We start from the raw sequence: 18808 nt of genomic DNA on the forward strand, positions 1-18808 counted from the left end.
AATGCCTCAACATGATGATGTTGGGGCATTTTTGTCTTCGACAAACACCGGTTAATTTCTGTCAGGATTGCATGTATAATGTACATAGTTATAGATGTAACGCATTGATTCAAGTAAGTATAATACTAGTAAGTATTTGAATGAGAATCGTTACGGAATAGTTTCATAATTAATAAAGGAGAATTGCAAATGATGACAAAAAATGAACGCGGTATTCAAGCGATGCAAGAGGGGAATTTTGAAGAGGCAGCGAAACATTTTACAGAAGCGATTGAAGAAAATCCGAATGATCCTGTTTTATATGTTAATTTCGGTAATTTATTAGCTGCTTTACAAGATTATGGTCGTGCGCTTCGATTTTTTGAACGTGCTATTGAGCTAGATGATAAAACAGCGACTGCCTATTACGGAGCGGGAACCGTTTGCTTCAATCAAAATGACTTTCATAAAGCGAAAGATTTCTTTGAAAAAGCGATGAAAAGTGGTTTGGAAAATAGCGATGTGTTTTATATGCTTGGAATGTCCATTCATCATTTAGAACAGCCTCGTCTTGCTCTTCCTTATTTGCAGCGAGCTGTAGAGTTAAAAGAGGAAGATGTTGAGGCCCGCTTCCAATTTGCATTGTGCCTTGGACAAACAGGGGCAATGGAGGCTGCAAAAAGTGAGCTTGAAAAAGTAATCGAGCTTGATAGTGGTCATTCTGATGCGTATTACAATTTAGGCGTTGCATATGCGTACGAAGAGAATGTAGCAAAAGCGTTAGAAATGTTTGAAAAGGCGCTAGCTATACAACCAGATCATTTACTCGCTGGAAATGCGAAAAAAGTGATTGAAGAAGCACAAAAGAATTAATGGCTGGAAGGAGGGGGAAGAATGGAAAATGAGCAGTTAGAGATGTTTCATGAACAAAAACCGTATGTCAAAGGAGTCATTCAACATCTTGTTTATCAAAATGAAGAAAATTTCTATACCGTTTTAAAATTACGTGTTACAGAAACGAATCAATCATTTTCAGATAAACATATAACTGTGACAGGCTATTTCCCTCTTCTCAATTTAGAAGATACGTATACGTTTACGGGACAAAAGAAATTACATCCGAAGTTCGGGGAGCAATTTCATGCCGAGCACTTTCGAAAAGAGTTACCTCAGACGAAAGAAGGTGTGATTCAGTACTTATCAAGCGATCTCTTTAAAGGAATTGGAAAGAAAACGGCAGAGGCGATTGTTGCAGAACTTGGTGAACGAGCGATCTCTATTATTTTGGAAAATCCAGATGCTCTAAATCGCGTGCCGAAGTTACATAAAGAAAAAGCGAAAACGATAATCGAAACGGTTAAATCGCACCAAGGACTAGAACAAATTATGATTTCATTAAATCAACTAGGCTTTGGACCTCAGCTCGGCATGAAAATTTATCAAACATACAAGGATCTTACCATAGAAATTATTCAAAAGAATCCGTATAAACTGGTAGAAGACGTAGAAGGGATTGGATTTATTCGAGCGGATGAGTTAGGTAGTCAAATTGGGATTTCAGGACAGCATCCAGATCGAATTAAAGCGGCCTGTTTATATACATTAGAACATGATTGTATACAAGAAGGACATGTGTTTTTAAAAAAGAAACAACTTATCCAAAAAACAATGCAATTGCTTAATCAAAGAGGGGAAGATGCGATAGAAGAAAGCCATATCGATCAAGAGCTCCTCGTTTTATCTGAAGACGGGAAATTAATTATCGAGCAGGACCGACTGTATATCCCTTCATTATACTTTGCTGAAAAAGGGTTATCGTCTAGCATTGAACGCCTGTTACAACAAAAGGAATATGAAGACGCTTTTCCTGAATCTGAATTCTTGCTTGCTCTAGGAAGACTTGAAGAAAAAATGAATGTCCAATATGCTCCATCACAAAAAGAAGCGATCCAACGAGCCATCCATTCACCAATGATGTTGCTAACAGGTGGTCCTGGTACAGGGAAAACTACCGTTATAAAAGGGATTGTTGAAATATATGCGGATTTGCATGGCATTTCTTTAGATGTGGATTCATACAAAAAAGACGAAGCCTTTCCCATTTTGCTAGTTGCACCAACTGGGCGAGCTGCCAAGCGAATGAGTGAAGCAACGGGATTACCCGCTGTAACGATTCATCGACTTCTCGGTTGGAATGGTCAAGAAGGGTTTCATTTTGATGAGGAAAACCCGATAAATGGTAAGTTATTGATTGTCGATGAAGTTTCGATGGTGGATACTTGGCTAGCTAATCAACTGTTTAAGGCCCTTCCATCAACGATTCAAGTCGTTTTAGTAGGGGATGAAGATCAACTCCCTTCTGTAGGACCAGGGCAGGTATTAAGCGATTTATTAAAGGCGGATGTTATTCCAACTGTCAGACTAAAAGAGATCTATCGTCAAGCAGAAGGATCATCAATTATTGAATTAGCGCATGATATTCGTAACGGAATACTTCCAGACAATATTCTCTCTCCAACGAAAGATCGTTCCTTTTTACCTTGCAAAAGTAATCAAGTGAAGGAAGTTGTACAGAAAGTAGTAGAAAATGCTGTGAAAAAGGGATATTCGCCACGAGAGATTCAAGTGTTAGCGCCAATGTATCGTGGTACTTCCGGTATTGACCAATTAAATACAATGCTTCAGGAAACGTTAAATCCTAAATCAGAGCAAAAACGTGAAATACAATTTGGACCTATCGTTTATCGTGTGGGAGATAAAGTGTTGCAACTCGTAAACCAACCGGAGAGCAATGTGTTTAATGGGGATATGGGAGAAATCGTTTCGATTTTTTATTCCCGCGAGAATACAGAAAAAGAAGATTTAATTGTTATTTCATTTGATGGAAACGAAGTGACCTATACCCGACAAGATTTTCACCAATTTACGCATGCGTACTGCTGCTCTATTCATAAATCACAAGGAAGCGAGTTTCCAATTGTCATTTTACCTATTGTAAAAAGTTACTATCGAATGTTGAGAAGAAATTTGATTTATACAGCCGTTACACGAAGTAAGCAGTTTTTGATTCTTTGTGGTGAAGTGGATGCACTTAAAATGGGCATTCGTCAAAATGAAGACTACAAACGTCAAACGTCACTAATCGAGTGGTTGGGGATGGATGATGAACTGGAAGCATTACAAAAGCAACTTCCATTTAGTGTTCACGATGCAAATATCGGGATGGAAAACATTACGCCTTATGATTTTATGGAAGCAGAAACACAATAAAAATGTTCGGAAAGGTGGAGAGAGTCTTTGCGAACATTTAAGAATTTAAAAGGATTTCCCGTATATTTGTCAGATGGAAGAGAAATTGGAAAAACGAAAGATCTGTTGTTAAGAGAAGACGGAAAAGTTGACGGTTTCATTGTGGACGGGAAAGGCTGGTTCCAGCGTGATTACGTCTTTCGAATTTCCGATATTCAATCGATTAATGATGAGAAGATTGTCTTGAATGCAAGTGATTTGGCAGTTGAACTATCTGAAAAGGGGCACCGCTTTATTGAAAAGAAAAATCCCATTTTACATTTGCCGGTGTTAAACGAAGAGGGAGAAAGTTATGGATTGGTTGAGGATGTATATTTAAGCCAAAAATTGGACACAATTGTAGCATATGAGGTAACGGAAGGTTTCTTTACTGATGTTACAGTTGGCACGACAACACTTCACGTACAGAATGAACAATCCATCGGTAAAGACGCGATTATCCTCTATTAAGAATAAAGAGGTGTCCAAGTTTTGTTCACGTGTCCAAATTGTAAAAGTAAAGATCTTGGGAAAATTGGTGTCAATCAATATTATTGTTGGGGTTGCTTTATTGAACTGACGGTTTCAAAAGGCGTAATCCACACCCATCAAGTCGAAGAAGATGGAACACTAAGTTCACTTGATGATTTGTTTTCAGATGATGAACGATCCATCAGTATGTAAAGGGGTGTATTAGGAATGAACCGCGCAATGACTTCTATTGTTACAATGGGTATTGGAGCTGCAGCTCTTTACCTCGTCCAAAATGCAAGAAGTGATAACCGTACAGGACAAGTCATGAGAAAAATGGGACGACGAGTGATGAGATCCATGTCGTAACTATTTTTCGAGTGAACTGACTGATAAGTTCCTTAAATGGAATAAGTGGAGAACCAACTCCTTCACTTGGTTTTGAACGAAAGAAAGGTGGCGGCGACTCCTGCGGGAAAAGCATGAGCCAAAGAACCCACAGTCGAGCTTGCGAGTAGAGGAGACGATAATTGAATGAACCTCTGCTAAAAGCGGCCACGTCCTGTGCAAGTTCGGATAGCGTCCGCCACCGCATGGTTTTAACCGAATTTAATTTACGATGAAAAAGGGCTGTACTTTGTGTACAACCCCTTTTTGTTTTGAGTTTAGGATTTTTTATTTTAATCGTAAAATACTAAAAACCATGTATAAAAAATTGGCCCATCATCACACTAAAATAGAGGAGTGGTGACGGTGACTGACCAGCAACGAAAATGGTTATATTGGCTATTCATTTTATTACTTAGTTCCCTTTTTCTCCTAGTAATGTATCAATTAAAGACCTTGTGGGAGCCATTTTACAACATGCTTAAGGCGATTTTCATTCCTTTTTTTATTTCTCTCTTTATTACGTATCTGCTTCATCCGACTGTAGAAAAACTTCATAAAAAGGGAGTTCCTCGGCCGTTTTCAATTATCATCATCTATTTATTGTTTTTTGGCGGTTTGATATTCGCGCTTTATAAAGGAACTCCTGTATTGATTGAACAAATGAAAGATTTATCGAATAATATTCCGAATGTTACGGCCTCTTATCAACAATGGATGGATAATCTTCATGATCAAACGTCCAAACTACCGCTCGATGTACATGAGCGATTTGAAAAAATGGTTCAAAACGTAGAAAATCAAATTGGAAATACGCTAGAACGACTTGTAACTAGCTTTCGTGCTTTGTTCGATTATGTTCTCATTTTTGCTGTTATTCCATTTTTAGTTTTTTATCTATTGAAAGATTATGATTTAATGAAGCGAGTAGTTTGGTACTTAACCCCAAAAAGATGGAGAAAAGATGGAAAGACATTACTGCATGAAATTGATGCTTCGTTAGGTAATTACATTCGTGGACAATTACTTGTTTGTTTAACTATTGCTATTTTAGCAACAATCAGCTTCTGGCTATTTGATATTAAATATGCTTTAATATTAGGAATTATTGTCGGGGCAACGAATGTCATTCCTTACTTTGGACCCGTTATCGGTGCCATTCCGGCCGCAATTTTAGCAGCGGCTGATTCGGTAGATAAAGTCATAGTTGTGGTCATCATTGTGTTTGTCCTACAATTTATTGAAGGAAACTTACTTAGTCCTTTAATTGTTGGGAAAAGTCTACATATGCATCCGGTTCTCATTATTTTAGCTTTGCTTGCTGGTGGAGAAATTGGTGGCATTATTGGGCTTATTTTGGCGGTTCCAATTGTATCGATCTTAAAGGTGGTAGCTGTTCATACAGTGACCCATTTGCGAACAGATTGACATTTGATGAATGGTTCCACTATAATGCAAGAGTAGATACATAGTGAAAACGATGACGGATCGAGTATGTTACAGTCCATCTAAAGCGAGTAATCGTGAAGAGAGGAATCTTCGAGGCTGAAAAAGATTCTAGATGAAGGGTAACAGAAGGCTAATCCGGAGTGCAGGAGAACCCTGTCGTTCAACCACGTTACGGTTAATGAAGGTGATGGATGTATTCCATAATCAGGGTGGTACCGCGAGCAATCTCGTCCCTGTGTAAATAGAAATATTTACATAGTGGCGAGTTTTTTATTTGTATTTTAGAAACTATACAATTGTAGGAGGTCAAAGATGAAAAAGTTAACATCAGCTCAAGTGCGCCAAATGTTTTTAGATTTCTTTCAAGAAAAAGGCCATGCTGTAGAACCAAGTGCGTCTTTAATTCCGCACGAGGATCCATCGTTGCTATGGATTAATAGTGGTGTTGCCACGTTAAAGAAGTATTTTGACGGACGAGTGATTCCTGATAATCCAAGAATTACAAATGCGCAAAAATCGATTCGTACGAATGATATTGAAAATGTCGGAAAAACTGCCCGTCACCACACATTCTTTGAAATGCTCGGTAACTTCTCAATTGGAGATTATTTCAAAGAAGAAGCAATTGAGTGGGCGTGGGAATTTTTAACGAGTGAAAAATGGTTAGGGTTTGATTCGGATCGTCTATCCGTTACAATTCATCCAGAAGATGAAGAAGCGTACAAAATTTGGAATGAAAAAATTGGAGTTCCGAATGAGCGTATTATTCGCTTAGAAGGGAACTTCTGGGATATTGGTGAGGGGCCAAGTGGACCGAATACGGAAATTTTCTATGATCGTGGTGAGAGCTATGGAAATGACCCAGAAGATCCGGAATTGTATCCAGGTGGAGAAAACGAGCGTTACTTAGAGGTGTGGAACCTTGTTTTCTCTCAATTCAACCATAATCCGGATGGTTCGTATACACCACTTCCGAAGAAGAACATCGATACAGGAATGGGCTTAGAGCGCGTCGTTTCGGTTATTCAAGATGTACCTACAAACTTTGATACAGACTTGTTTATGCCTATTATTGAAGCGACAGAATCCATTTCTGGAGAGAAATATCGAAAAGATGAAGAAAAAGATGTGGCGTTTAAAGTAATCGCTGACCATATTCGAACGGTAACCTTTGCGGTAACAGACGGGGCACTCCCTTCCAATGAAGGTCGTGGGTATGTGTTACGCCGCTTATTACGTAGGGCGGTTCGTTACGCAAAACAATTAAATATTCACCGTCCTTTCATGTACGAGCTTGTACCGACTGTAGGAGAAATCATGGTTGACTTCTATCCAGAAGTGAAAGAAAAGGCAGAATTCGTACAAAAAGTTGTGAAAAATGAGGAAGAGCGATTCCACGAAACATTAAACGAGGGGTTAGCTATTTTATCCTCTGTTATTGAAAAGCAAAAAGCGGCTGGTTCGAATGTCATTCCGGGTGAAGAAGTATTCCGATTATATGACACATACGGATTCCCAGTCGAATTAACAGAAGAATATGCGCTTGATGAATCCATGAACGTTGACCATGATGGATTTGAAAAAGAAATGGAACTACAGCGCGAACGTGCTCGTAAAGCACGTCAAGATGTTGATTCCATGCAAGTACAAGGTGGTGTGCTCGGCGAAATTACAGAGGATAGTGAATTCGTTGGGTATGATACTTTTGAAGCAGAAGGAACAATTTTTGCACTAATGAAAGATGGTCAATTAATTGAAGAAGCAAATGAAGGTGAAGAAGTTCAAGTCATGTTAACTCGCACACCATTTTATGCAGAAAGTGGCGGTCAGATTGCAGATAATGGCGTGATGGTTAATGATAATGTTCACGTAGTTGTAATGGATGTTCAAAAAGCGCCGAATGGACAACATTTACACAATGTGAAAGTTCAAAGTGGTACGCTAAAAAAAGGTATGAATGTGGCAGCTAAAGTCGATGCTACATCTCGTAAGGCCATTGTGAAGAACCATACGGCGACGCACTTACTTCATCAAGCATTAAAGGATGTATTAGGTACGCATGTAAATCAAGCTGGTTCCCTTGTGACAGCAGAACGCTTACGTTTTGACTTCTCTCATTTCGGACAAGTTAGTCCAGAAGAGTTAGAACAAATCGAGCGAATTGTGAATGAGAAGATTTGGGAGTCGCTTTCAGTTGTCATTGATCATAAATCACTTGATGAAGCAAAAGCAATGGGGGCAATGGCACTATTCGGTGAAAAATACGGCAATGTCGTTCGTGTCGTTTCAGTAGGAGACTATAGCTTAGAGTTATGTGGTGGTTGCCATGTTGAGAATACTTCATCAATCGGCTTGTTCAAAATTGTTTCTGAATCTGGAATCGGTGCTGGTACTCGCCGCATCGAAGCGGTAACAGGACAAGAAGCTTATCGTTTCTTAACAGACCAAGTTGTATTATTGAAAAATGTGGCAGAAAAATTAAAAACAAAACCGAAGGATATCATTTCCCGTGTGGAATCTCTGCAAGCAGAAATGCGTGAACTAGAACGAGAAAACGAGTCGTTAACAGCTAAATTAGGAAATTTAGAGGCTGCAAACATAATCGATCAAGCTGTTGAAGTTAACGGTGTAAAAGTATTAAGCGCAAAAGTAAATGCGAAAGATATGAATAGCCTTCGTGCAATGTTAGATGAGCTGAAACAAAAACTCGGTTCAGGTATTGTAGTACTTGGAGCTGCAAATGAAGGGAAAGTAAACTTAGCCGCTGGTGTAACGAAAGATTTAATTGAAAAAGGCTACCATGCAGGAAAACTAATTAAAGAAGTAGCAACACGTTGCGGCGGTGGCGGCGGTGGACGCCCAGATATGGCTCAAGCCGGAGGAAAAGATCCAAACAAGCTTGAGGAAGCATTAAATTATGTAATGGAATGGGTCAAATCCGTTTAATATTCTTGTCTAATGGTGTAAAATGGAGATAGATGTAGACAAGGTAGAATTCGGAGAAGAGTCTCCAGAAAGAGGTGCAAAAGGTGAGTTCGTTTGATAAAACAATGAAATTTAATTTCTCGGAAGACTCCGTACAGACGAATGTCAATGATGTGTTAAATACCGTCTATGATGCCCTAAAAGAAAAAGGGTATAATCCGATCAATCAAATCGTTGGATATTTACTTTCTGGGGATCCCGCATACATTCCACGTCATCGAGATGCACGTAATTTAATTCGGAAGTTAGAACGGGACGAGCTAATTGAAGAGTTAGTCAAATCATATTTGAAAGATCATCGCGAGGGTATATGAGAGTTTTAGGTTTAGACTTAGGAACGAAAACATTAGGGGTCGCTGTTAGCGACGCGCTTGGATGGACAGCACAAGGGCTTGAAACGATTAAGATTGATACAGAAGAAGGAGAGTTTGGGTTAGACCGACTCTCCGAAATATTGAAGGAATACGAAGTTGAAAAAATTGTTGTAGGGATGCCGAAAAACATGAACGGAACCATTGGTCCGAGAGGAGAAGCTTCCCAACAATTTGCAGATCAATTAAAAGAAACGTTTAATCTCCCAGTTGTCCTATGGGACGAACGTCTTTCGACGATGGCGGCTGAACGTTTATTAATAGAAGCAGATGTAAGTAGACAGAAGCGTCGAAAAGTGATTGACAAAATGGCAGCTGTTGTCATTTTGCAAAGCTATTTAGATAGCCCAAAATAAATTAAAGAGGTGTCAAGTTAATGGAACACGGAGAAAAGCAAATTACAATTATCGATGAAGAAGGCAACGAGCAACTATGTGAAGTTTTATTTACTTTTGAAAATGAACAGTTTGGAAAATCGTACGTTCTTTATTATCCGGTAGGAGCAGAAGAAGATGAAAATGAAGAAATCGAAATTCATGCATCTAGCTTCGTTCCAAATGAAGAAGGAGAAAACGGTGAATTAAAACCAATTGAAACGGAAGAAGAATGGGACATGATTGAAGAAATGTTAAATACGTTTCTCGATGATGAAGAGGAATAAGAAATAAATATGAGAGGCTGAGTCAAAAAGTCATTTTCATGATTTTTTGAGGCTCATGCCTCTTTTTTTATTGTTACAGAAAGTTTAAGTTCAATAAAGTGTTAAAGTATTCTCTTTACCGTTTTTTTTTGGTGTCTAGCTCCAAGCGCCATCAGCTCGGGTCGCTTCGGCCCTGCTGTGGCGACGGAAGCCTCCTCGCAGGTCCTAAAGCGCCCTTCGCCTAAGGACTTGCGCTTTTCTTATGGTTTGGTTTTGTATTTGTCTTTTTTCCATCAATTCATGAACATAATCTTTACGAATTCCGTCGAAATTAAAGAAAATCGTCGGGTTGTGCCGAAATTTTGTGTAAATTATAGTATAATAATCAGGATGAGAGGAGGATTTGGATGTCTGAAGTCGATTCAAAGAAAGAAATGATGGAAAAGCTACTTCAAAAACAGCAAGAAGCCAAGACGATACGAAAAATTGTTTTAACAACATTTATCGTATTAGTTGTTTTGTTTACAGGAATTATTGGTGGAGGCTACATTTATATAAAATCCGCATTACAACCGGTTGATCCAGATCAAACAGATCCAATTGAAGTAACCATACCAATTGGTTCATCTGTTTCGTCCATTGCAAGCATATTAGAAGACCATAACATCATTAAAGATGAAAAAGTGTTTAAGTATTATGTGAAATTTAAAAACGAGTCAGGCTTTCAAGCTGGGGATTATATGCTCAATAAAGCGATGACGTTTGATGAAATCATCGCAAGCTTAAAATCAGGGAAAGTCGTACAGGAACCTGTGTTTAAGATGACGATTCCAGAGGGGAAACAATTAGTTGAAATCGCTGCGATTATCGCTGAACAAACACCATATTCAGAAGAAGAAATTTTAACGAGAGTATCAAGTAAAGAATTTATTGAAAAAATGAAAGGTATTTACCCGGATACCATTACAGATGACGTGTTGAACGATGAAATTAAATACCCGCTTGAAGGATATTTGTATCCTGCAACGTACTCATTCTATGAAGAAGAACCTGAGCTAGATGCGGTCCTTGAAACGATGATTAAGAAAACAGATGAAGTTGTCCAGGAATATCAAGAAGAGTTAGTCAATCAAAACATGTCTACACATGAGTTTTTAACGATGGCTTCTTTAATTGAAGAAGAAGCAACGGAAAAAGTGGACAGAGAAAAAATAGCGAGTGTATTTTACAACCGAATTGAACGGGGCATGAAGCTTCAAACAGACCCGACTGTATTATATGCGCATGGGGAACATAAAGAACGTGTGTTATACAAAGACTTGGAAATTGATTCACCTTATAACACATACAAAGTAACAGGGTTACCTCCAGGGCCAATTGCGAATGCAGGGAAAATGTCGCTCGATGCTGCTTTAAAGCCTGCTGATACCGACTTTTTATACTTTTTAGCAAAGCCTGATGGAGAGGTTGTCTTCAACAACACGTTAAAAGAACATAATGAAGACAAGGCAAAATATATAACAAGTCAATAAAATTCTTTTCTTTTAGGGAATTGCTATTAGCAATCCCTTTCTTTTTGTGGTAAAATATATCGAGTTGTATAAAGGAAGAGATGAGTGGAAAGAGTTCATTTGTTGAACTCTTCTTTTTGAGTTTTCAATAATGATTGGTTATTTTTAGATGGCTCTTTTCTAATAAATTGTGGCTTCATGCTTTATTTACTATAAACGGACACTTTTTGCCCCGCTTTCCGAACTTCAGACCGCAATGTTCGATGGGGTCTTGCAGGTCCATGCTTTAAACGTTTAAGTAGCAACAATGTTTACGGAAACAGCCTTTTAGATAAAGAATGGGGAGGCTCTTACAGTGCAAAATAGCAAAATGGAAATGTACATTGAAGGTTTGTTGCCGCCCGTAGATCAACAAATTCAACAAATGGAATCATATGCAAATGAACATAATGTACCAATTATGGAGAAGACCGCTATATCTGTCATGTTATCTATCTTGAAATTGCACCGTCCAAAGCATATTTTAGAAATTGGTACGGCGATTGCTTATTCTGCCATTCGAATGGCTAAGTCTCTTCCAGAAGCGAACATAGTAACGGTTGAGCGTGATGAGACTCGCTATAAACAAGCAATCTTAAATATCGAAAGAAGTGAAACAAGAGACCGAATTATTCCTCTGTACGGAGATGCATTTGAATTAACGGAAGAAATTCAACAACATGCTCCTTATGATGCATTGTTTATTGACGCCGCAAAAGGTCAGTATCAACGATTTTTTGAACTATTTGAGCCGTTGCTTTCAGAAAATGCGATTATCATTACCGATAATGTTCTTTTTAAAGGATTAGTCGCAGAAGAAGAAATCGAGTCAAAACGTATACGAAGCCTTGTGAAAAAAATTCGTCATTATAATGAGTGGTTAATGAATCATCCGGATTATGAAACGACAATCATCCCGGTGGGTGACGGTGTTGCGGTAAGTATTAAGAGAGGTGAGAACAAATGAAAAAACCAGAATTGCTAGTAACGCCTACATGTGTAGACGATATCAAACCTTTAATCGATGCAGGTGCAGATGCATTCATTATTGGTGAACAACGATTTGGACTTCGTTTAGCTGGAGAATTCGATCGTGAGGCGGTAAAAGAAGCGATTCATATTGCACATGAACACGGCAAGAAAGTCTATGTTGCTATGAATGCCCTCTTCCATAACGACAAGGTGGAAGACATTGAAGACTACATGAAGTTTTTAAATACGGTGAAGCCAGATGCGATTGTTTTCGGTGATCCGGCTGTACTTATGATTGCGAGAGAGTTCGCGTGTGATATTAAGCTTCACTGGAACACAGAGACAACAGCGACGAACTGGTATGCTTGTAATTACTGGGGCCGTAAAGGAGCTAAGCGTGCCGTTTTAGCTCGTGAATTAAATATGGATGCGATTATTGAAACGAAAGAGAACGCGGAAGTTGAAATTGAAGTGCAAGTTCATGGCATGACATGTATGTTCCAATCAAAGCGTTCGTTAGTAGGGAACTATTTTGAATATCAAGGTAAAGTAATGGAAATTCAGAACAAAAAATATCAAAAGAATATGTTCCTACACGACAAAGAACGAAACAATAAGTATCCGATTTTTGAGGACGAAAACGGTACTCATATCATGAGTCCAAACGACATTTGTATCATTGACGAATTAGGAGAAATGATAGACGCAGGCATTGATAGCTTTAAAATTGATGGGGTCTTAAAATCTCCAGAATATATTGTTGAAGTGACAAAGAAGTATCGACTTGCGATTGATACTTACATTGAAGACCAAGACCGATACGACGACATAAAAGAGGAACTTGTGGAAGAAATTGAAGCAATTCAACCACCAAACCGACCTCTTGATACAGGTTTCTTCTTTAAAGAAACGGTGTACTAAACAATAAAGGAGGAGAATCCGATGGTTGCCGTAAAAGAACCGATTTCCAAAATGATTGATGGGAAACGTGTTATTGTGAAAAAGCCTGAGTTATTAGCACCTGCTGGTAATTTAGAAAAACTTAAAATTGCAGTTATGTACGGTGCTGACGCTGTATTTATTGGTGGACAAGAATACGGTTTACGTTCAAATGCGGACAACTTCTCAATCGAGGAGATTGCAGAGGGTGTTCAGTTCGCTAACAAATATGGAGCTAAAATTTACGTAACGACTAATATCTTTGCACATAACGAAAATATGGACGGACTTGACGAATATTTAGTAGCGCTTGAAGGAGCAGGGGTTACTGGGATTATCGTTGCCGATCCATTAATTATTGAAACGTGTCGTAAAGTTGCACCAAAACTTGAAGTACACTTAAGTACACAACAATCCTTGTCTAACTGGAAAGCTGTGCAATTTTGGAAGGAAGAAGGACTTGAGCGTGTAGTACTAGCGCGCGAAACAAGCGCTGAAGAAATTAAAGAGATGAAGGAAAAAGTGGATATCGAAATTGAAGCTTTTATCCATGGTGCGATGTGTATTGCCTATTCAGGCCGTTGTACGCTGAGTAATCACATGACTGCCCGTGACTCGAACCGTGGTGGGTGCTGTCAATCTTGTCGTTGGGACTATGATTTATATGAAATGATGCAAAATGAAGAAGTTCCTTTATATGAAGAGAAAGATGCTCCGTTTGCAATGAGCCCAAAAGATTTAAAATTAATTGAGTCGATTCCAAAAATGATTGAGCTCGGTATCGATAGTTTAAAAATTGAAGGACGAATGAAGTCAATCCACTACGTGGCGACAGTTGTAAGTGTTTATCGAAAAGTGATTGATGCGTATTGTGCAGATCCTGACAACTTCGTCTTTAAAAAAGAATGGATTGAAGAGTTGGATAAATGCGCGAACCGCGATACAGCTCCAGCGTTTTTCGAAGGAGTTCCGGGTTACCAAGAGCAAATGTACGGAAATCATAGCAAGAAGACAACTTATGATTTCGTAGGACTTGTCCTTGATTATGATGAAGAGACGAAAATGGTTACACTTCAGCAACGCAATCATTTTAAACCAGGAGAAGAAGTCGAATTCTTCGGGCCGGAAATCGATAATTTTAGAACGGTTATCGAAACAATCTATGATGAAGATGGAAATGAACTAGATGCAGCTCGTCATCCGTTACAAATTGTTAAATTTAAGGTTGAACAGCCTGTTTACCCATACAACATGATGCGAAAGGAGACCAGGTGATGGGGAAAAAGCCAGTAGTTATCGGAGTGGCCGGAGGAACAGGATCCGGAAAAACAAGTGTGACAAAAGCGATTTATGAGCACTTCCAAGGTCACTCGATTCTCATGCTTGAACAGGATTTTTATTATAAAGATCAAAGCCATTTACCTTTTGAAGAACGTTTAAAAACAAATTATGATCATCCGCTAGCTTTTGATAATGACCTATTAATTCAACATCTTGAACAACTTTTGAAATATGAGGCTATTGAAAAGCCTGTATATGACTATGCTTTACACACTCGATCTGATGAGGTCATTCACGTAGAGCCTAAAGATGTTATCATTCTTGAAGGGATCCTTGTTTTAGAGGATGAGCGCTTAAGAAACTTAATGGATATTAAATTATTTGTAGATACAGATGCAGATATTCGCATCATTCGCCGTATTTTACGTGATATTAAAGAGCGCGGCAGAACGATTGACTCAGTCATTGAGCAATATGTTTCTGTTGTTCGTCCAATGCATAACCAGTTTGTCGAGCCGACGAAACGATATGCCGACATTATTATTCCTGAAGGCGGGCAAAATCACGTTGCGATTGATTTAATGGTCACAAAAATTCAAACAATTCTTGAACAAAACGCTATTTTGTAATAACATAGCATAGATATCGCATACTGCGTTTATATTATGTATACAATGACAACATAAAGATCTTTACTTGCTTTTTGTTAATAACATAATATAAACGCCTGTTACATACTTTTATTTTTCGGGGGATTTGATTGTAAAGAAGGAGTGATTTACATGGCAGAAGAGAAAGTATACCCTATGACCGAAGCGGGGAAGGAAAAGCTTGAGCAAGAATTAGAATACTTAAAAACAGTTAAAAGAAAAGAAGTTGTAGAGCGAATTAAAATTGCGCGCTCTTTCGGAGATTTATCCGAGAACTCCGAGTACGATTCTGCGAAGGAAGAGCAAGCATTTGTAGAAGGGCGTATTACTACATTAGAAACGATGATTCGCAATGCGAAAATTATTGAAGAAGATACGGAAAATAGCTCCGTTGTTTCATTAGGGAAATCGGTTACATTTGTTGAGCTTCCAGATGGAGAAGAAGAAACGTATACAATTGTTGGTAGCGCTGAAGCAGATCCATTTGAAGGACGCATTTCAAACGATTCTCCAATGGCGAAAAGCTTAATTGGAAAGCAAATTGGTGATGAAGTAACTGTTCAAACTCCTGGTGGAGATATGGTAGTTAAAATTGTCGATGTAAAATAATGAGTTTATTCTTATAACACCTCGTCCAAAATGAAGACGAGGTGTTTTTTTATGAAAAAAATAAAGAGGCGCATGGTGGCCGTAGGGGTGCTAGCTGTCCTTCTATTAGGATTATATATTGCAAGGCTCGCGCAGGTTCAGCTTTTTCAAACAGAGTCTTTTTCAACTCATAATATTAATTTAATTGAAAACAGTATTAAACAACGAACTCAACAAGTGTTGATAGAAGACGGTAGAGGAAGATTTTTAGACCGAAACGAGAACCCCATAGGGGAACAATTTATCCCAGCAATCGTACTGTTTCCATTTTTAAAGAATTATGATTGGCCAATAGAAGAAGTTCAATCGATTCTTACACTTTCCAAAACGGAGATTTCATCGCGTATAGAAAAAGCTGAGGAGCCGGTGTTAATTACGAATGAAGATGGAATTTACGTATCAGACGATATGATTCGAGCTATTAACGACTTACAAATACCAGGTGCTTTCGGTGTGTACATGGAAGTGCCAATTCAAGAACAAATAGCAAACCATGTAATCGGCTTAACAAGCATTGATAAACGACTCGTTGGAGAAAAATATGAAGAAAGGGAAAGTATACCTCACGAAGCGCAATATGGTGTTTCGGGTTTACAACAAGCATTTGATGAATTCCTTTTAGCTGAGGAAGAAACGAAATTGTTGTATCATGTGGACGGAATTGGTCGACCTTTATTTGGGGTGAATGTAAAATATATTGCAGATAGTAATCCGTTTTATCCCATTTCAGTTAAAACAACGATTGACCGTGAGTTTCAACAAGTAGCAGAAGATCTATTTGAATCTTACAATGTGAACCAAGGTGGACTTATATTACTTGATATTGAGACGAATGAAGTTTTAGCACTTGTTTCTAAACCCGATTTAGACCGCAATGATTCCGACAGCTATTCAAATTTCATGTTTGAACCAATCTTTCCTGGATCCGTTTTTAAAACTGTAATTGCGGCAGCAGCGTTGGAGGAAGGGTTTGTTAAAAAAGATGAACGATTTAATTGTGATTTAGATATGTATGGAGAAGTTGAACAAGAAGAAAAAAAGCAATTAGGGATGCTTAGCTTTGAAGAAAGCTTTGCTCGAAGTTGTAACTATACTTTTGCAAAAATTGGTCAGGATTTAATCGAAAATGACTTGGATACTTTTGAAAAATATGCAGAAAAATTAGGACTGTTGCATCTTGTTGGGTGGAATGGCGCTGTTTATCATTATGAGCAGTTCAAGCAAATTCCCGAAGAGAAAAAAGGTGTGGTATGGAAAGAAGAGGACTTAAAAAAAGTACCAAAAGCAGTGGCTCAAACTGCAATTGGTCAGCTCGATGTTCAATTATCTCCCCTTTCGATTGTCAATATGATGGCGACAATTGCAAGAGGCGGGGAACAAAAATCCGTTAAGTTAGTGTCCGATTTGTTATATAAAAACGGAACCACCATGTTTCATTTTGAGGATCAAACAGTAGCTAAGGAAGTATTGTCATCTTATACAATCCAACAATTGCAACATTTATTAAAAGAAGTGGTTTCTGATGAAAACGGAACCGGACGGCGTTTTCAGTCGCTTCCCATTCAAGTAGCGGGAAAATCGGGTACTGCGGAAGTCGATAAAGAACTAGTACACAAGTGGTTTGCAGGCTATTTTCCATTTGATAAACCGAAATACGCATTAGTTGTAGTTGAAATGAATACGAAAAGTAGCGCAGCAAGTACGAATGCGATATTTTACGATATGGTTAAAACGATGTATAAAGAATAATTTTATGTTAAAATGTGGTCAACCCACAACCATAAAACATAGTTTTTTTACGATGGCTCCTTTCTAAATGATCGTTAGTATCCTTGAGGGGACATTATTTTACTTTATGTAATGAGGTGACCTGACTCCTGGGGGATGAAGAGGAAAGGTTAAGCCCACACAGATAGAAAGTAATGGCTGTAAAAACACCTTTGAATACCAGCCTTCACAAAAGAAACGGAATATGATATTCGTCATGCATGGAGGAAAGGAACGAAAACTCCATTGCTATCACTTTTAATAGGAAAATCAAAAGGAGATGACGCAAATGTCATACGATAATCATGAATCCCGTATGCAAATGAGGCAAAAAAAGCGAAAAACCAATTTGATATTAAATACACTAATAGCGGTCGTATTCGCCTTTATATTAATTATTGGATACCAGTTGTTGTTTCAAGAGCCAAAATCAGAGAAACAAGTGCAGCCTTCCGATACGAAACAAGAGCAGTCAAATATAACGGAAGCACCAACGGAAGAGGAACAAAACAATGAAACAAGCGTTCAAGAGGAAGAAAAAGACACGGATGAAGAAGTAATCGTAAAAGAAGGAGAAGATGGCTCTGGTGTTGAAAAGGTAATCGAAAATCCGAACTGGGAGCCGATTGGTACTGTCCAAACAGGTGAACACGTAGCGACATATGACAAGGAGTCAACAGACTGGGGAGAAATGGTTCAAGCGATTAGCTATGCTACAAATGTTCCAGAGGACCAGATGACAATTTTATGGCTCGGTAATAATGGTAGCCCACATGATGCGGTTGGAACCATTCAAAATAAGCAAGACCAACAAAAATACCGCGTCATGATTACGTGGGTGGATAACGAAGGATGGAAACCAACGAAAGTAGAAGTGTTACAATCGGAATAAACGTACCATCAGTTTTGAAACGTTTAAAGAACCTCCGCGATTTCGTTAAATGTAACGGATCTTGGAGGTTCTTTTTTACGGGACTGCTTTTCGATTATTACCTTTTCTTTGCCTTAAAATGAACGACAGCACTATATAATCTTCTACCTTCTTCATCGACATGCATCTGATGAGAGACAGAATGCACTTCAAGTAAGATGTTTCGGTTATGCTCAATTTGTTCGTTAATCTTTTTTTCAAGCTCATTTAAAGACAAAGCCTCAAAAAACTCAATTTTATCTTGTATAATATCCAGTTGAAAATTCATGGTCATCGCTCCATTCGAATATTTACGACCATAGTGTAGCAAAATTTCCTGCAAATATCTATTTCATTTAAGTATCATTCATATGATGTGCCACGAATGGTGTAATTAAAAGCATTCAAATTTATTTTGACAAATCATTTCCATTGAGTTCTAGGAAAAGGTGTGATAATTTAAGAACAGTACTACATTTAATTCATAGTATGTTGATATGAATTATATACTTTCGAGGTGA

Annotated in this window: 19 protein-coding genes and 1 other annotated feature; of the genes, 18 read left to right on the forward strand and 1 reads right to left on the reverse strand. The window is 38.3% G+C overall.

The window, feature by feature from the left end; translation table 11 throughout:
* Window positions 1–192 precede the first annotated feature (192 nt).
* From ML543_RS05905 to ML543_RS05990, 18 genes are all read left to right on the forward strand, one after another.
* Window positions 193–852 (forward strand): tetratricopeptide repeat protein, encoded by a 660-nt coding sequence (locus ML543_RS05905; RefSeq protein ID WP_243386541.1) that lies wholly within the window; start codon window positions 193–195, stop codon window positions 850–852.
* A 21-nt stretch (window positions 853–873) separates the two neighbouring features.
* Window positions 874–3249 (forward strand): SF1B family DNA helicase RecD2, encoded by a 2376-nt coding sequence (gene recD2 / locus ML543_RS05910; RefSeq protein ID WP_243386222.1) that lies wholly within the window; start codon window positions 874–876, stop codon window positions 3247–3249.
* A 27-nt stretch (window positions 3250–3276) separates the two neighbouring features.
* On the forward strand, window positions 3277–3738 hold the full coding sequence (locus tag ML543_RS05915; protein ID WP_243386223.1) for a PRC-barrel domain-containing protein: 462 nt from the start codon (window positions 3277–3279) through the stop codon (window positions 3736–3738).
* A gap of 21 nt (window positions 3739–3759) precedes the next feature.
* Window positions 3760–3951: a hypothetical protein gene (locus ML543_RS05920; RefSeq protein WP_243386224.1), complete on the forward strand. Its 192-nt coding sequence runs from the start codon at window positions 3760–3762 to the stop codon at window positions 3949–3951.
* A 15-nt stretch (window positions 3952–3966) separates the two neighbouring features.
* Entirely contained in the window at window positions 3967–4107 is a 141-nt protein-coding gene (locus ML543_RS05925; RefSeq protein WP_243386225.1) for a DUF3918 family protein, read from the forward strand.
* Between the two features lie 384 nt (window positions 4108–4491).
* The gene (locus tag ML543_RS05930) at window positions 4492–5553 is read left to right on the forward strand and encodes an AI-2E family transporter (RefSeq protein ID WP_341482347.1); all 1062 of its coding nucleotides are present in this window, start codon (window positions 4492–4494) and stop codon (window positions 5551–5553) included.
* 43 nt (window positions 5554–5596) lie between these two features.
* Window positions 5597–5812: a binding site (T-box leader), on the forward strand.
* 74 nt (window positions 5813–5886) lie between these two features.
* A complete protein-coding gene (alaS, locus tag ML543_RS05935) occupies window positions 5887–8520 on the forward strand; it encodes an alanine--tRNA ligase (protein WP_243386226.1) in 2634 nt (877 codons plus the stop codon).
* An 83-nt stretch (window positions 8521–8603) separates the two neighbouring features.
* On the forward strand, window positions 8604–8873 hold the full coding sequence (locus ML543_RS05940; RefSeq protein ID WP_243386227.1) for an IreB family regulatory phosphoprotein: 270 nt from the start codon (window positions 8604–8606) through the stop codon (window positions 8871–8873).
* A complete protein-coding gene (gene ruvX, locus ML543_RS05945) occupies window positions 8870–9286 on the forward strand; it encodes a Holliday junction resolvase RuvX (protein ID WP_243386228.1) in 417 nt (138 codons plus the stop codon). Before ML543_RS05940 ends, ruvX begins: the two co-directional genes overlap by 4 nt.
* Window positions 9287–9306: 20 nt before the next feature.
* A complete protein-coding gene (locus ML543_RS05950) occupies window positions 9307–9591 on the forward strand; it encodes a DUF1292 domain-containing protein (RefSeq protein ID WP_243386229.1) in 285 nt (94 codons plus the stop codon).
* A gap of 386 nt (window positions 9592–9977) precedes the next feature.
* The gene (gene mltG, locus ML543_RS05955) at window positions 9978–11102 is read left to right on the forward strand and encodes an endolytic transglycosylase MltG (protein ID WP_243386230.1); all 1125 of its coding nucleotides are present in this window, start codon (window positions 9978–9980) and stop codon (window positions 11100–11102) included.
* Between the two features lie 334 nt (window positions 11103–11436).
* Window positions 11437–12087, forward strand: coding sequence for an O-methyltransferase (locus ML543_RS05960; protein ID WP_243386231.1), 651 nt, complete (start codon window positions 11437–11439; stop codon window positions 12085–12087).
* Window positions 12084–13013: a peptidase U32 family protein gene (locus ML543_RS05965; protein WP_243386232.1), complete on the forward strand. Its 930-nt coding sequence runs from the start codon at window positions 12084–12086 to the stop codon at window positions 13011–13013. The genes ML543_RS05960 and ML543_RS05965 overlap by 4 nt, the downstream gene beginning before the upstream one ends.
* 21 nt (window positions 13014–13034) lie before the next feature.
* Window positions 13035–14306, forward strand: coding sequence for a peptidase U32 family protein (locus tag ML543_RS05970; RefSeq protein ID WP_243386233.1), 1272 nt, complete (start codon window positions 13035–13037; stop codon window positions 14304–14306).
* Window positions 14306–14941, forward strand: a complete 636-nt coding sequence (gene udk / locus ML543_RS05975; protein WP_243386234.1) for a uridine kinase — start codon at window positions 14306–14308, stop codon at window positions 14939–14941. The genes ML543_RS05970 and udk overlap by 1 nt, the downstream gene beginning before the upstream one ends.
* Window positions 14942–15094: 153 nt before the next feature.
* Entirely contained in the window at window positions 15095–15571 is a 477-nt protein-coding gene (greA, locus tag ML543_RS05980; protein WP_243386235.1) for a transcription elongation factor GreA, read from the forward strand.
* 51 nt (window positions 15572–15622) lie between these two features.
* A complete protein-coding gene (locus ML543_RS05985; protein WP_243386236.1) occupies window positions 15623–17359 on the forward strand; it encodes a peptidoglycan D,D-transpeptidase FtsI family protein in 1737 nt (578 codons plus the stop codon).
* A gap of 334 nt (window positions 17360–17693) precedes the next feature.
* A complete protein-coding gene (locus ML543_RS05990; protein WP_419095352.1) occupies window positions 17694–18269 on the forward strand; it encodes a YrrS family protein in 576 nt (191 codons plus the stop codon).
* Window positions 18270–18366: 97 nt separating this feature from the next.
* Here ML543_RS05990 and ML543_RS05995 read toward each other — a convergent pair whose 3' ends face one another.
* A complete protein-coding gene (locus ML543_RS05995) occupies window positions 18367–18576 on the reverse strand; it encodes a YrzA family protein (RefSeq protein WP_243386238.1) in 210 nt (69 codons plus the stop codon).
* Window positions 18577–18808 lie beyond the last annotated feature (232 nt).

Source organism: Bacillus kexueae (genome assembly GCF_022809095.1).
Taxonomy (GTDB): domain Bacteria; phylum Bacillota; class Bacilli; order Bacillales; family Aeribacillaceae; genus Bacillus_BZ; species Bacillus_BZ kexueae.

Excerpts from the sequence above, each read along its gene's own strand:
- ML543_RS05965 (WP_243386232.1), top strand. The coding sequence starts at position 12,084 with ATGAAAAAACCAGAATTGCTAGTAACGCCTACATGTGTAGACGATATC.
- ML543_RS05950 (WP_243386229.1), top strand. The coding sequence starts at position 9,307 with ATGGAACACGGAGAAAAGCAAATTACAATTATCGATGAAGAAGGCAAC.
- udk (WP_243386234.1), top strand. The coding sequence starts at position 14,306 with ATGGGGAAAAAGCCAGTAGTTATCGGAGTGGCCGGAGGAACAGGATCC.
- mltG (WP_243386230.1), top strand. The coding sequence starts at position 9,978 with ATGTCTGAAGTCGATTCAAAGAAAGAAATGATGGAAAAGCTACTTCAA.
- ML543_RS05970 (WP_243386233.1), top strand. The coding sequence starts at position 13,035 with ATGGTTGCCGTAAAAGAACCGATTTCCAAAATGATTGATGGGAAACGT.
- ML543_RS05990 (WP_419095352.1), top strand. The coding sequence starts at position 17,694 with ATGCAAATGAGGCAAAAAAAGCGAAAAACCAATTTGATATTAAATACA.
- ruvX (WP_243386228.1), top strand. The coding sequence starts at position 8,870 with ATGAGAGTTTTAGGTTTAGACTTAGGAACGAAAACATTAGGGGTCGCT.
- ML543_RS05925 (WP_243386225.1), top strand. The coding sequence starts at position 3,967 with ATGAACCGCGCAATGACTTCTATTGTTACAATGGGTATTGGAGCTGCA.
- ML543_RS05985 (WP_243386236.1), top strand. The coding sequence starts at position 15,623 with ATGAAAAAAATAAAGAGGCGCATGGTGGCCGTAGGGGTGCTAGCTGTC.
- recD2 (WP_243386222.1), top strand. The coding sequence starts at position 874 with ATGGAAAATGAGCAGTTAGAGATGTTTCATGAACAAAAACCGTATGTC.
- ML543_RS05995 (WP_243386238.1), bottom strand. The coding sequence starts at position 18,576 with ATGAATTTTCAACTGGATATTATACAAGATAAAATTGAGTTTTTTGAG.
- greA (WP_243386235.1), top strand. The coding sequence starts at position 15,095 with ATGGCAGAAGAGAAAGTATACCCTATGACCGAAGCGGGGAAGGAAAAG.
- alaS (WP_243386226.1), top strand. The coding sequence starts at position 5,887 with ATGAAAAAGTTAACATCAGCTCAAGTGCGCCAAATGTTTTTAGATTTC.
- ML543_RS05905 (WP_243386541.1), top strand. The coding sequence starts at position 193 with ATGACAAAAAATGAACGCGGTATTCAAGCGATGCAAGAGGGGAATTTT.